The organism is Aromatoleum toluclasticum ATCC 700605, assembly GCF_000378245.1.
GTDB classification, from domain to species: domain Bacteria; phylum Pseudomonadota; class Gammaproteobacteria; order Burkholderiales; family Rhodocyclaceae; genus Aromatoleum; species Aromatoleum toluclasticum.
The window spans coordinates 146,398-159,975 of sequence record NZ_KB899492.1 but is presented as its reverse complement, the minus strand read 5'-3'; the positions used below and the strand labels follow the sequence as shown (position 1 = coordinate 159,975).

The 13,578-nt window shown below is 68.9% G+C and carries 10 protein-coding genes; 2 read left to right on the top strand and 8 right to left on the bottom strand.

Annotated features, from left to right (window positions below):
• Positions 1–60: 60 nt before the first annotated feature.
• Complete coding sequence (locus F464_RS0103790; RefSeq protein ID WP_018988447.1) at positions 61–2,136, top strand: molybdopterin-containing oxidoreductase family protein; 2,076 nt, start codon at positions 61–63, stop codon at positions 2,134–2,136.
• Positions 2,133–2,915, top strand: coding sequence for an NAD-dependent deacylase (locus tag F464_RS0103785; RefSeq protein ID WP_018988446.1), 783 nt, complete (start codon positions 2,133–2,135; stop codon positions 2,913–2,915). The genes F464_RS0103790 and F464_RS0103785 overlap by 4 nt, the downstream gene beginning before the upstream one ends.
• A gap of 46 nt (positions 2,916–2,961) precedes the next feature.
• On the opposite strand, the gene F464_RS0103780 is transcribed toward F464_RS0103785, so the two are convergent.
• The 8 genes from F464_RS0103780 to F464_RS0103745 all read right to left on the bottom strand — a co-directional run bounded on the left by F464_RS0103780 (position 2,962) and on the right by F464_RS0103745 (position 13,500).
• Positions 2,962–3,711, bottom strand: coding sequence for a DUF5602 domain-containing protein (locus F464_RS0103780; RefSeq protein ID WP_018988445.1), 750 nt, complete (start codon positions 3,709–3,711; stop codon positions 2,962–2,964).
• Positions 3,712–3,889: 178 nt separating this feature from the next.
• Positions 3,890–5,686, bottom strand: a complete 1,797-nt coding sequence (locus F464_RS0103775; RefSeq protein ID WP_018988444.1) for an ABC transporter transmembrane domain-containing protein — start codon at positions 5,684–5,686, stop codon at positions 3,890–3,892.
• Between the two features lie 122 nt (positions 5,687–5,808).
• Complete coding sequence (locus F464_RS0103770; RefSeq protein WP_018988443.1) at positions 5,809–9,708, bottom strand: DUF3683 domain-containing protein; 3,900 nt, start codon at positions 9,706–9,708, stop codon at positions 5,809–5,811.
• 146 nt (positions 9,709–9,854) lie between these two features.
• Positions 9,855–10,214, bottom strand: coding sequence for a RidA family protein (locus F464_RS0103765; RefSeq protein ID WP_018988442.1), 360 nt, complete (start codon positions 10,212–10,214; stop codon positions 9,855–9,857).
• A gap of 21 nt (positions 10,215–10,235) precedes the next feature.
• Entirely contained in the window at positions 10,236–10,655 is a 420-nt protein-coding gene (locus F464_RS0103760; protein ID WP_018988441.1) for a YqaA family protein, read from the bottom strand.
• Positions 10,656–10,728: 73 nt separating this feature from the next.
• Positions 10,729–11,583: an FHA domain-containing protein gene (locus F464_RS0103755; RefSeq protein WP_018988440.1), complete on the bottom strand. Its 855-nt coding sequence runs from the start codon at positions 11,581–11,583 to the stop codon at positions 10,729–10,731.
• 124 nt (positions 11,584–11,707) lie between these two features.
• The gene (ttcA, locus tag F464_RS0103750) at positions 11,708–12,700 is read right to left on the bottom strand and encodes a tRNA 2-thiocytidine(32) synthetase TtcA (protein ID WP_018988439.1); all 993 of its coding nucleotides are present in this window, start codon (positions 12,698–12,700) and stop codon (positions 11,708–11,710) included.
• Between the two features lie 53 nt (positions 12,701–12,753).
• Positions 12,754–13,500, bottom strand: a complete 747-nt coding sequence (locus F464_RS0103745; protein ID WP_018988438.1) for a pteridine reductase — start codon at positions 13,498–13,500, stop codon at positions 12,754–12,756.
• Positions 13,501–13,578 lie beyond the last annotated feature (78 nt).

Genomic DNA, 13,578 nt, shown 5'->3' with positions numbered 1-13,578 from the left:
CCGGCCCGATGGTTGCGGGTTGGCGCGCGCCGCGCGGTCCGTGGTGATTCAGGAGTGGTCATGAGCAATGCTGCCAGCAAGGTCGTCCGCGCCGCCTGCCCGCACGACTGTCCCGACACCTGCGCGATGGAAGTCACCGTCGAGGATGGCCGCGCAACGAAGATCCGCGGCGCCGACGACCTGCCCTTCACGAATGGCGCGCTGTGCACCAAGGTCGCGCACTACCTCGAACGCGTCTATTCCGACCAGCGCCTGCTGCACCCCATGAAGCGCGTCGGGCGCAAGGGGGAAGGGCGCTTCGAGCGCATCTCGTGGGACGAGGCACTCGACACCATCGCGGAAAAATTCGCCGCGATCGCCGCCGACGATCCGCGCGCGATCCTGCCCTACAGCTATGCCGGCACGATGGGCCTGGTGCAGGGCGAGAGCATGGACCGCCGCTTCTTCCACCGCCTCGGCGCCTCGCTGCTCGACCGCACGATCTGCGCGTCGGCGGGTGCGGCAGGCTGGAAGGCGACGATGGGCGCCTCGGTCGGCATGGACCCGGAAGCCATCGTCGACGCCAGGCTGATCCTGATCTGGGGCGGCAACCCGGTCGTGTCCAACCTGCACGGCTGGCGCTACATCCTGGAGGCGAAGCGGCGCGGCGCGAAACTCGTGTGCATCGACCCGTGGCGCTCGCAGACGGCCGCGAAGTGTGACGTCCACCTCGCGCCCTGGCCCGGCACCGACGGTGCGCTGGCGTTGGCGATGATGCAGGTGCTGATCGCCGACGGCCTCATCGATCGCGACTACATCGACGCGTACACGGTCGGTTTCGACGCGCTCGCCGAACGCGTGCAGGCCTTCACGCCGGAATGGGCGGCGCCGCTCACCGGCCTGCCGGCCGACACCATCCGCAGCCTCGCGCGCGAATACGGCAGCACTAAGCCGGCGGCGATCCGCCTCAACTACGGCCTCAACCGCTGCGCCGGCGGTGCGACGGTGATGCGCAACATCGCCTGCCTGCCCGCGCTCACCGGCGCGTGGCGCCATCCCGCGGGCGGTGCGCTGCTGTCGACATCCGGCAACTTTCCGGTCGACCAGCAGGCGCTGGAGCGGCCGGATCTCTACCCCGCGCATCACGCGCGCGCGCCGCGCACGATCAACATGGCGACGATAGGCGAGGCGCTGCTCGCCGCGGACGAGCCCCCGATCCGCGCGCTCTACGTCTACAACTCCAACCCGGTCGCGGTGGCCCCCAACGGCACGCGCGTGCGCGAAGGCTTCCTGCGCGAAGACCTCTTCTGCGTCGTGCATGAGCTCTTCCAGACCGACACCGCCGACTACGCCGACATCCTGCTGCCCGCGACCAGCCAGCTCGAGCACCGCGATGTGCACAAGGCCTACGGCCACCTCTACGCGCTGACGAACGAGCCCGCGATCGCGCCGCTGGGCGAGGCGAAGCCCAACAGCGAAGTGTTCCGGCTGCTCGCTGCGCGCATGGGCTTCAGCGATGCGGCGCTGTGCGAGTCCGACGATGAGATCGCGGCGCAGGCCTTCAAGCGCCGGGACAACCGCGCGCTGGGCCTGGACCCCGAGACGCTGCGCACGCGCGGCTGGGCGCGACTGAACCTGCCACGCCCCTTCGCGCCCTTTGCCAGCGGTAACTTCCCGACGCCTTCGGGCAAGTGCGAGTTCTGGTCGGATTCGCTCGCGCAGCGCGGCTTCGACCCCTTGCCGGGCTGGGTGCCGCCGCACGAGTCGCCCGTCAGCAATCCGGCGCTCGCGGCGCGCTATCCGCTTGCGATGATCTCGCCACCCGCGCGGAACTTCCTCAACACCAGCTTCGCGAACCTGCCGCGCTTCCTCGAACAGGAAGGCGGGCCGAAGCTCGAGATCCACCCCGACGACGCCGCGCCGCGCGGCATCGCCGGAGGCGAGCGCCTGCGCATAGGCAACGACCGCGGCGCCTTCCACGCGCAGGCCGTCGTCACGGACCGCGTGCGGCCGGGCCTCGTCGTGTGCCCCTCGGTGTGGTGGCGCAAACTCTCGGGCGACGGCGAGAACGCCAACGCCGTCACCTCGCCCGCGCTGACTGACCTGGGCGGCGGGCCGACTTTCTACGACTGCCTCGTAGAGGTGGAGAAAGCGTGAGCGAAGCGGACACCCTGGACCGCGTCGCGCGCCTGATCGCCGACGCCTCCCGCATCCTCTTCATCACCGGCGCCGGCATGTCCGCCGACTCCGGCCTGCCGACCTACCGCGGCATCGGTGGCCTGTACCACGAGCGGCTCACCGACGAGGGACTGATGATCGAGGATGCGCTCTCCGGCCGGATGATGAGCCGCCGCCCCGACATCGCGTGGAAGTACATCGCCCAGATCGAAGCCAACTGCCGCGGCGCCCAGCCCAACATCGCGCACCGCATCATCGCCGCGCTGGAGCATGAGAAGCCCGGCGTGTGGGTGCTCACGCAGAATGTCGACGGCCTGCACAGCGACGCCGGCTCCCGCCACCTGATCGAGATCCACGGCACCGTGCACCACCTGCGCTGCACCGAATGCACGCACCGCCGCAGCGTCAAGGACTATGCCGGCCTCCAGCTTCCCCCCGCCTGCCCCAAATGCGGTGGCGTCCTGCGTCCCGACGTCGTGCTGTTCGGCGAGATGCTCCCCGAAGCCGGCCTGCACCGCCTGGAAACGCTGATTTCGCACGGCCTCGACCTCGTCGTGTCGATCGGTACCACCAGCGTCTTTCCCTACATCTCCGGCCCCGTCTGGTGGGCCGCCCGGGAAGGCGTTCCCAGCGTCGAGATCAACCCCGGCGAGACGGAAGTCAGCAACGTCGTGACGCATCGCCTGAAGATGCGTGCCGCCGAAGCGATGCCGGAGCTGTGGCGCCGGCTGCACCCCGAACGTCCGCTGGAGGACTGAGCCGGACGCTGGTGCGGCGGGATCCGGCGCCACGGCTTTCTGTGACTTACCGCAGGTCTCCGAGCGTCACCTCATAGACCTTTCTCTCCCCGTCATAGCCGATGCTGTAGCTGGACGGATAGGCGCCAGCTTTGGCGTATCTCGCGGGCCGCGGCACCGCTGCCGAAAACGAGAGTTTCGACTTGAGGAATTCGAGCGTTGCCATCGGTTCCACGAAGGTCAGGCGCTTCTTGTAGTAGCCGTAGATGAAGGTCGTCGTGAACGGTTGCTTCTGGAATTCGGGCGCAGCGGGATTGATCGCGTGCGCACCCATCCGCGGCACGGCGGTGCCCGGCGGCAGCACGTAGCCTGCGGGCATCAGTTCGGCCGGCGGCTGCTGAGCCGGATCGCCCGAGTCGTTCGGGCCGTTGAAACGGACCTTCGACACCTCGTCGCGGCTCACGAGGTAGAAATGGAAATCGAAATGCGGCACGTCGTAGACCTGCGGTGGCGGGTGGCCCACGGATTCCCAGTCGATCACGACATGATCGACGACCGTCTTGGGACCTTTCGTCGGCATCTGCAGAACGTAAGCGAAGCGCGGATTGGTGCCGGGTGCCGCGACGGGCAGGGCCTCGAGCGTGCCTTCCGTGAATGACAGGCCGATCGCCGCCACCGCGCCGTCGGCACCGGTGCGTATCACCGTGTGTGCCGTGCCCTGCCCGATTCTGACCGGCTTGCCCTCATAGGCCGTCGCCTTGCCCTCCGCCAAGGCGGTCCCTGCCCCGAGCGCGGCGAGCACCGTTGCGCCCGTCATGCAGAGATTCCGCCACGCCCGCGCATGCGTCCGCATCATGATTCTCCCTTCCGCAACCGGTCGAACGGTATCACGGTGGCAGGGCGATTCCGCAAGCCCGGCGTGATGTTTCAATGTAGTCGATCATGGCGGGACTGCAATGGAGGGGGCCGGCTCATTCCGTTGCCCCCCCAGCCTCTCAGACCCCGAACTGCAAGGTCGCCAGCCGTGCGTAAAGCCCGCCTTGGCGGCGCAGGTCCGCCGGGGTGCCGGTCTCGACGATGCGGCCCTGGTCCATGACGACGATGCGGTCGACCTTCTGCACGGTGGCGAGGCGATGGGCGATGATGAGGGTCGTGCGGCCCTCCATCGCGGTGTCGAGGCCCTTCTGTACGAGGATCTCGGATTCCGCGTCGAGGGCGCTGGTGGCTTCGTCCAGGAGCAGGAGCGGGGCGCCTTTGAGAATCGCGCGCGCGATCGCGATGCGCTGGCGCTGGCCACCAGACAGGCGGGTGCCGCGTTCGCCGAGGAAGGTGCCGTAGCCTTCGGGCAGGCGTTCGACGAATTCGTCGACGAGGGCGGCGCGGGCGGCGGCGCGGACTTCGGCGTCGGTCGCGGAGGCGCGGCCGTAGCGGATGTTGTCGAGCGCGCTCGCGGAGAAGATCACCGGGTCCTGCGGGACGATGGCGATGGCGCGGCGCAGGTCGTGCAGGCTGAGCTCGCGGATGTCCTGTCCGTTCAGCAGGATGCGGCCGGCGGTCGCTTCGTAATAGCGTAGCAGGGCCATGAAGAGGCTGGTCTTGCCGGCGCCCGAGGGGCCGACGAGGGCGACGCTTTCGCCCGGCGCAACGTCGAGGCAGATGTCGTCGAGTGCGCGTGTGTGCGGGCGGGCCGGGTAGCAGAACGTCAGGTGCTCGAAGGCGAGCGCGGCTTCGGCCGGACGCGCCGGCGCCTGCGGGCGGGGCGCCTCGCGGATCGCGGTGTCGGCGTGCAGCAGCTCGAGCAGACGCTCGGCGGCGCCGGCCGCGCGCATCACGTCGCCCCACACTTCGGCCAGCGTGCCGACGCCGCCGGCGACGAGCACGGCATACAGCACGAAGGACGCGAGCTGGCCCTGGGTCATGGCGCCGGCGTGCACCTGGCGCACGCCGATCCACAGCACGAACACGATGGTGCCCATCACCGCGGTGATGATCAGGGCGGTCAGCGCGGCGCGCACGCGCGTGCGCCGGATCGCGGTCGCGAAGCTCGTCTCGGTGGCCCCCGCGAAGCGCGCCGCTTCGTGCGCCTCCTGCGTGCAGGCCTGCACCGTCGGCATCGCGTTGAGGATCTCGCCGGCGAGCGCCGAGGCGTCGGCGATGCGGTCCTGCGATTCGCGCGAGAGCCGGCGCACCTTGCGGCCGATCGCGAGGATAGGCAGGGTCAGCAGGGCCATCAGGCCGAGGTTCAGCGAGAACAGGTGGAAGCTGGTGACGGCCAGCATGACCATGCCGCCGACGAACTGGAACAGGCTGCGCAGGCCCATCGAGACGGAGCTGCCGACGACGGTCTGGATCAGTGTCGCGTCGCCGCTGAGGCGGGACAGCACTTCGCCGGTCTGCAGGGTCTCGAAGAACTGCGGCGACTGGGTGAGCACGCGCGCATACACCGCGCTGCGCAGGTCCGCTGTCGAGCGTTCGCCGATCCACGAGACGGTGTAGTAGCGCACCGACACCACGAGCGCCCAGGCGCTCGCGAGGCCGAACAGCGCGACGAAGTGCGCGTCCAGGCTCAGCCCGGCGAGCAGGCCGCCGGCGGGGCGCGCCGGTTCGCCGAAGCCGAAGTCGATGAGGTCGCGGAAAGCCAGCGGCATCAGCAGGATGAGCGCCGAGCCGAGACACAGCAGCAGGAAGGCGAGTGCCACGCGCACCCGGTAGGGGTGCAGGAATGGCCACAGGCCCTTCAGCACGGAGAGGCGGCGGGGACTGCCGGCAGGGAGGGCGATGTCGCGGGTCATGCCCGATTATCGGTCCTGCCGCCGCGCAGCGCATCCCGCCGCCACAGCGCGTAATGCCACCCCAGGAGCCCGATGGCAGGATACGCCTTCGGCTACTCCTGCCCTACGTTTGCGGAATGCTCCTACAACAGCACCCGCTCGATCCCCCCGCTGTTGGCGCGCTGCACGTACTCCGGCATCCAGTTCTCGCCGAGCACGTGCTTGGCGATCTCGATGACGATGTAGTCCGCGTCCACCCCGCCCGCGTCGTTCGCGTAGCGGTGCAGGCCCTGCAGGCAGGACGGGCAGGAGGTCAGGATCTTGACCGGATCGTGGCCGCCGTCGCGCAGCGCGGCCGCGCCCTTCTCGATCTCCTGCTGCTTGCGGAAGCGCACCTGGGTAGAGATGTCCGGGCGGGCGGCCGCGAGCGTGCCCGATTCGCCGCAGCAGCGGTCGCTCAGGTCGACGCGCGTGCCCATCAGCTCGTTGGCGACCTTGATGCCCGAATGGACCTTCATCGGCGTGTGGCAGGGCTCGTGGTACATGTACTTCGTACCGGTGACGCCCTCGAGCTTGACGCCCTTCTCCATCAGGTACTCGTGGATGTCGAGCAGGCGGCAGCCGGGGAAGATCTTGTCGAACTGGTACTTCAGCAGCTGGTCCATGCAGGTGCCGCAGGACACGATCACGGTCTTGATGTCGAGGTAGTTCAGCGTGTTGGCGACGCGGTGGAAGAGCACGCGGTTGTCGGTGGTGATCTGCTGGCCCTTGTCGTCCTCGCCGGCGGCGGTCTGCGGGTAGCCGCAGCAGAGATACCCGGGCGGCAGCACGGTGGTCGTGCCGATCTGGTAGAGCATCGCCTGCGTCGCCAGGCCGACCTGGCTGAAGAGGCGCTCCGAGCCGCAGCCCGGGAAGTAGAACACGGCGTCCGATTCGTCGCGCTTCACCTGCGGGTTGCGGATCACCGGGATGACCTTGTCGTCCTCGATGTCGAGCAGCGCGCGGCTGGTGCGCTTGGGCAGGTTGCCGGGCATCGGCTTGTTGATGAAGTGGATCACCTGCGCCTTGAGCGGCGGCTTGCCCAGCGTCGCGGGCGGCTGCTTCACCTGGGACTGGATCAGGCCCAGCGATTTGCCGATGCGGTGGCCGAGACGCTGCGCCTTGTAACCCCACTCGAGCATGCCGGTGCGGATCAGCTTGATCGTCGCCGGATCCTTCGCGGTGAGGAAGGCCATCGCCGCGGCCTTGCCGGGGTTGAAGCTCTTCTTGCCCTGCTTGCGCAGCAGGTTGCGCATCTTGATCGACACGTCGCCGAAGTCGATGTCGACCGGGCAGGGCTTCTCGCACTTGTGGCACACCGTGCAATGGTCGGCGACGTCCTCGAACTCGGCCCAGTGCGCGAGCGACACGCCGCGGCGCGTCTGCTCCTCGTACAGGAAGGCCTCGATCAGCAGCGAGGTGCTGAGGATCTTGTTGCGCGGGCTGTACAGCAGGTTCGCGCGCGGCACGTGGGTCGAGCACACCGGCTTGCACTTGCCGCAGCGCAGGCAGTCCTTGATGTCGTGCGCGATGTCGCCGATCTCGGTCTGCTCCATGATCAGCGATTCGTGGCCCATCAGGTTGAAGCTGGGCGTGTAGGCGTTGTCGAGGTTGCCCTTGACCGGCCCGTTGCGCATCAGCTTGCCGCGGTTGAAACGGCCTTCCGGGTCTACCTTCTGCTTGTAGGCCCAGAAGTTCGCCATCTCCTCGTCGGTGAGGTAGTCGAGCTTGGTGATGCCGATGCCGTGCTCGCCCGAGATCACGCCGTCGAGCGAGCGCGCCAGCGCCATGATGCGGTCGACCGCACGGTTGGCGGTCTGCAGCATGTCGTAGTGGTCGGAGTTCACCGGGATGTTGGTGTGCACGTTGCCGTCGCCGGCGTGCATGTGCAGCGCGACGAAGACGCGCCCGCGCAGCACTTCCTTGTGCACTTCCTCGATGCGCGCGAGCACCGGCGCGAACACCACGCCGTCGAAGATCTTGTCGAGGCGCGGCTTGAGCTCGCCCTTCCACGAGGTGCGCACCGAGTAGTCCTGCAGGCGGTGGAACAGCACCGGATGGGCGGCGCGATTGGTCAGCTCGCCAGCGATTACGCCGTAGTCGGCGAACTGGCTCTCGGCGTCGGCGAGCGGCTGGTCGAGGTGATCGAGCAGCCACTGCCAGCGGCGGCGCACGCTCGCGACGTAGTCGAGCGCGGCCTGACGGCGGTCGCCGATCAGCTCGTCGGCAGACAGGTTCGCGTCGCCCTGGTGCAGCGGCAGGTCGCCCTGCAGGAACTCGCTCAGCGCGTCGCACAGTTCCAGCTTGTTGTGCGTCGACAGCTCGATGTTGATGCGCTCGATGCCGTCGCAGTAGTCGCCCATGCGCGGCAGCGGGATCACGACGTCCTCGTTCACCTTGAACGCGTTGGTGTGGCGCGAGATCGCCGCGGTGCGCGAGCGGTCGAGCCAGAAGCGCTTCCTCTGATCCGGGCTCACCGCGATGAAGCCTTCGGCGGCGCGCACGTTGCACATGCGCACGACTTCCGAGGCCGCGGCCATCACGGCGGCCTCGTCGTGGCCGACGATGTCGCCGATCAGCACCATCTTCGGCCGGCCGTGGCGCTTGGCCTTGGTCGTGTAGCCGACTGCCTTCACGTAGCGTTCGTCGAGGTGTTCGAGGCCGGCGAGCTGCACGCCCAGGCGGTGGCCTTCGGCGCCCGGCTTGAACCAGTCGGTGATCTCGACGATGGCGGGCACCGCCTCGCGCACCTGGCCGAAGAATTCGAGGCAGACCGTGCGCGTGACCGGCGGCATCTTGTGCAGCACCCAGCGCGCGGCGACGATCAGGCCGTCCGTGCCTTCCTTCTGCACGCCGGGCACGCCGCCGAGGAACTTGTCGGTGACGTCCTTGCCCAGCCCGGTCTTGCGGCACGAGGCGCCCGCCAGCGTCAGGAGCTCTTCACCGAGCAGCGCGTAGTTCGCGGCATCGAAGCGGCGCAGGCGGAACTGCACCGTCTCCTGCTCGTGGATCTTGCCGAAGTTGTGGTCGAGGCGCTCGACTTCCAGCCAGTTGCCGTCCGGCGTGACCATCTTCCACCACGCCAGGTTGTCGAGCGCGGTGCCCCACAGCACGGCCTTCTTGCCGCCCGCGTTCATCGCGATGTTGCCGCCGATGCACGAGGCGCTGGCGGAGGTGGGGTCGACGGCGAACACGCGGCCGGCCGCAGCGGCGGCTTCCGCCACGCGCTCGGTGACGACGCCGGCGCCGGTGCGGATCGTCATGTAGGGCTGGGCGGGATTGCCGCTGCGGTCGGGCAGCAGCGTTTCCTCGACCCTGCCGAGGTCGATCAGCTTCTCGGTGTTGATGACCACCGAGCGCGCGTCCAGCGGCACGGCGCCGCCGGTGTAGCCGGTGCCGCCGCCGCGCGGGATGATCGTCAGGCCCAGTTCGATGCAGCTCTTCACGAGCGGCGCCATCTCCTCTTCGGTATCCGGATAGAGGACGACGAAGGGGTACTCGACGCGCCAGTCGGTCGCGTCGGTGACGTGCGACACGCGCGCGTGGCCGTCGAAGCAGATGTTGTCGCGCCGCGTGTGACGGACGAGCGCCTTGAGGGTCTTCCTGCGCAGCGCGCCGGTGTCGTCGAAGAAGGCGGCAAAGCGATCCACCGCGCCGTGTGCGGCGGTGACGAGGCGGGCGACGTTGTCGCTACGCTCCGGGTCCGCGGATGCGCTTTCCTCGCGGCGTTTCTCGACCTCGGTGAGGCGGTGGCGCAGCGCCTCGATCAGCGCCTTGCGCCGTTCCGGGTTCCCCAGCAGGTCGTCCTGCAAGTAGGGGTTGCGCTGAACGACCCAGACGTCGCCGAGCACCTCGTACAGCATTCGCGCCGAACGCCCGGTGACGCGCTCTTCGCGCAGGGCGTTGAGCGTCTGCCACGCGTCGGCGCCAAGCAGGCGGATGACGATCTCGCGGTCGGAGAACGAGGTGTAGTTATAGGGAATCTCGCGCAGGCGTTGGGTCATGAGATGTTCCGGTACCAGACGGCAGTGAACCGCAAATTGTAACTTACTGCAGTGCAATAGACGCGCGCTCTAAATCCTTGAACGGCGTAGGGTCTTGATTTTCCAACGGGTTGGACTTGTTTTCGGCCTGATTTTGACGGGAAAGTTCAGTCCGCGCGGGCGCTCGCGGCGATCACCGCGATTTCGACGCGCCAGCCCGGCCGCGCGAGTCCGGCGACCTGCACGCAGGCGCGCGACGGCGCCGTGCCTGCGGGCAGCCAGGCGTCCCACGCAGCGTTCATCGCGTCGTAATCGGCCATGTCGGTGAGGTAGATCGTCGCCGACAGCAGGCGCTCGCGGCTGCTCCCGGCGCGGGCGAGCAGGGCGTCGAGGCTGGCGAGGATCTCGCCGGTCTGCGTCGCGGCGTCGGCGTCCTCGGTGGCGGGAACTTCGACGATCCAGGCGGTGCCGTTGTGGATGACGATGTCGGAATAGCGGGCGGTGGTGCCCAGGCGCTGTATGTTCATGGGGGACGGGAGATAAGGAGGTCAGGTGACGGAAAAGGCGATGAGCGCATAGCGTAGCAGCTTGCCCAGGCCCATCCACAGCAGGCAGGGCAGCCACGGCAGGCGTGCCCAGCCGGCGGCGGCGCACAGGGCGTCGCCGACGACGGGGGCCCAGGACAGCAGCAGCACCGGCGCGCCGTGGTGCTGCACCCAGTGGAGCCGGCTGGTGTCGGCGCGTTGCGGCAGCAGGCGTGCGAGGCCCCAGGTACTCATGCCGCCCAGCGTGTTGCCGAGCGTCGCGAGCGAGAGTGCGGGCACGAGTTGTTCCGGGCGCAGGCTCAGCACGCCGGCGAGCACCAGTTCGGAGCCGCCGGGCAGCAGCGTCGCCGACAGGAAACTCGATACGAAAAGGGCTGCCAGCCCGGCATCGGGGCCGGGGTCGAGCAGGGACAGGAAGCTCATCGGCGAGGCTGCGCGGGCATGTACGCGGCGGGAGCCGCTCCGGCAGGCCCGGCACGCAGTCCCGGGTGGCGCATCAGACGACGTCGATGAACACCAGCTCGCGCTCGAGCTCGCTCGCCGAGAAGCCGCAGCCGATGCGGCCGCTGCCTGTGAGCATGAGTTCAGTGCCCTTGATGCAGCGCTCGCTGCCGTCGTCGTAGGTGAGGAAAGTGCCGTTGGTGCTCTGGTCGATCAGCACGAAACCTTCGCGCCGGCGCTCGATGCGGGCATGTTGGCGCGACGCGCGCGGGTCGGCGATCACAATGTCGTTGCCGAGTTCCCGGCCGATCAGCACGACCGGCCGCGCTTCGTCCACGAACAGGGTGTCCTGGTCGTGGCGGATGCGCACACGGTGCCAGAGCCGGCTTTCCTCCGGCACCGAGGCTCCGGTGGCCGGCTGGCGTGCGACCGCGAAGGCGGTCCAGCCCAGGCCGACGAGCGCGGGGTTGCGCGAGGGTGAGGCGGCGACGAACTGCCGCCCCGTGGCCGACAGCTGCTTGACGACGGCCTCGCTCGCGAGCGCGTGCCCCGGTTTGGCCGTCTCCGCCAGGCGCGCGGCGCCGAGTTCCGCATCGTTGGCGCTCGCCGCACCGCTGTGCAGGCCGACGCAGATCGTCATGCGCAGGCCGCGCAGCGGCGGCAGGCTCTGCACGCGGTCGAGCATCTCGCAGGTGGACAGCACCGCCTCGTCCCCGCGCGGGAATGTCGCGCAGACGCGGGCGGCGCCGCTGCGCTGCGCCGTGCCGCCGTTGGCCTCGATCGCGCGGTCGATGCGGTGCAGGCAGCGCTCCAGCGCCTGCCTCGCCTCGGCGGCGCCGAGCGTGTCGGTGAAACGGTCCGCGCCGGGTATTTCGGCGACGAGGACGCAGACGTTGTTCGGCTGGGTCATGACCGGGGTTCCGTTGCTGTTGCGGGCTGGCCGGGTGCCGGCCGGACTATGCTGATGGGGAATTCGCGGGGTCCGAAGATGATCGTCAAATAGCGCCGGCGATGCAAGCCGGCAGCATGGGCGCTCAGTCTTCGTCCGTGAATTCACTCACGATGGGAATGACTCGGTTCTGCGCCGGCAGCTCCGGGCGGTCGAAGGCGATGTCGCCCTCGGCGACCGGTGTGTCGCGCGTCAGGTTGCGGAAATCGAACAGCGTACTGTCTGCGAGGTGCGAGGGCACGACCTGGCTCATCGCCGTCGCGATCGACTCGATGCGCCCGGGGAAGTCGCGTGCCCAGCCCTGCAGCATGGTCTTGATCTGCTTCCGCTGCGCGTTCTCCTGCGAGCCGCACAGGTTGCACGGGATGATGGGGAAGTCCATCGTGCGCGCGAAGCGGGCGATGTCGTTCTCGGTGCAGTAGGCGAGCGGGCGGATCACGACGTGCTCGCCGTTGTCGCTGACGAGCTTGGGCGGCATGGACTTCAGCTTGCCGCCGAAGAACATGTTGAGGAACAGCGTCTCGATCATGTCGTCGCGGTGGTGGCCGAGCGCGATGCGGGTCGCGCCGATCTCCTTCGCGACGCGGTAGATGATGCCGCGGCGCAGGCGCGAGCACAGCGAGCAGGTGGTCTTGCCCTCGGGGATCTTGTCCTTGACGATCGAGTAGGTGTCTTCCGTGACGATGCGGTACTCGATGTCGATCGACTCGAAGTAGGCTGGCAGCACGTCGGCGGGAAAGCCCGGCTGCTTCTGGTCGAGGTTCATCGCGACGATGCGGAAATTCACCGGCGCGCGCTCGCGCAGCGCCATCAGGCAGGACAGCAGCGTGTAGGAGTCCTTGCCGCCCGACACGCACACCAGCACGGTGTCGCCTTCGCCGATCATGTTGAAGTCCGCGATCGCCTTGCCGACGCCGCGCTCGAGCTTCTTTTTCAGGCGCAGGAAGGTGTTGGAGAAGCGTGTGTCGCCGGCAGCGGCGGGGGCGTCGCCGGCAAGGGCGGAGAGAGGCGCCTCGACGGCGGGGTCCGCGTCCGGGGACGGGAGGGCTGCCTCGGCGGCAGCGGCGGGGGCGTTCACGGCGGAAGTCCTGCTAGAAAAACGTGCGGAATTATACCTTTCGGCGGAGTGCATCAGAGATGGGCGCTGCGCCCGCCGTCGACGGCGAGGATCTGGCCCGTGACGTAGGCCGCGTCGAACACCAGGAAACGCACGGTGCGGGCGATGTCGGCGGGGCTGCCGGCGCGCCCGAGCAGCGTGTGGCGCACGATCGCGTCCTGCTCGGTGGCGGTGATCTGGCCGTCCTCGGGCCAGACCACGACGCCCGGCGACACGCCATTCACGCGCACCTCCGGGGCGAGCTCGACCGCGAGCGCCTTCGTCAGGCCCAGCAGCCCGGCCTTCGCCGCGCAGTACAGCGGGTAGTGCTGCAGCGGGCGCTCGGCGTGGATGTCGACGATGTTCACGATCGCGCCGCGTGCCTTGCGCAGCGCCGGGGCGAGGGCCTGCGACAGGAACAGCGGCCCCTTCAGGTTGGAGCCGATCAGGTCGCTCCAGGCGGCAGCATCGATCGTGCCCAGCGGGGTCGGGAAGAAGCTCGAGGCGTTGTTCACCAGTGCGTCGAGGCGGCCGTGGCGCGCCAGCACCGCCTCTGCGAGGGCCTCGGGCGCGCCGTCGTCCTTCAGGTCGGCGTGCGCCGTCCAGGCCGAGCCGGGCCGCACGCGATTCAGTGCGTCGGCGAGCGTGTCGGCGGCGTCGCCCGAGCTGCGGTAGTGCAGCACCACGTTCGCGCCCGCGGCGTGCAGCGTGCGCGCGATTTCGGCGCCGACGCGCCGCGCGGCGCCGGTGATGAGGATGACGGGAGTGTCCTGCGTGTCCATCGTTGGGGTGGTCCGTGATTCTTTCTTGTATGCGTGATCGTCCGTGGCCGTGCGCGGGGCCGGCCGTGCGGCGGGGGT

Bases quoted from the DNA above. Each gene is read 5' to 3' on its own strand.
- F464_RS0103775 (WP_018988444.1), bottom strand. From the start codon at position 5,686: ATGACCCGCGACATCGCCCTCCCTGCCGGCAGTCCCCGCCGCCTCTCC.
- F464_RS0103760 (WP_018988441.1), bottom strand. From the start codon at position 10,655: ATGAGCTTCCTGTCCCTGCTCGACCCCGGCCCCGATGCCGGGCTGGCA.
- F464_RS0103745 (WP_018988438.1), bottom strand. From the start codon at position 13,500: ATGGACACGCAGGACACTCCCGTCATCCTCATCACCGGCGCCGCGCGG.
- F464_RS0103765 (WP_018988442.1), bottom strand. From the start codon at position 10,214: ATGAACATACAGCGCCTGGGCACCACCGCCCGCTATTCCGACATCGTC.
- F464_RS0103770 (WP_018988443.1), bottom strand. From the start codon at position 9,708: ATGACCCAACGCCTGCGCGAGATTCCCTATAACTACACCTCGTTCTCC.
- F464_RS0103790 (WP_018988447.1), top strand. From the start codon at position 61: ATGAGCAATGCTGCCAGCAAGGTCGTCCGCGCCGCCTGCCCGCACGAC.
- F464_RS0103755 (WP_018988440.1), bottom strand. From the start codon at position 11,583: ATGACCCAGCCGAACAACGTCTGCGTCCTCGTCGCCGAAATACCCGGC.
- F464_RS0103780 (WP_018988445.1), bottom strand. From the start codon at position 3,711: ATGACGGGCGCAACGGTGCTCGCCGCGCTCGGGGCAGGGACCGCCTTG.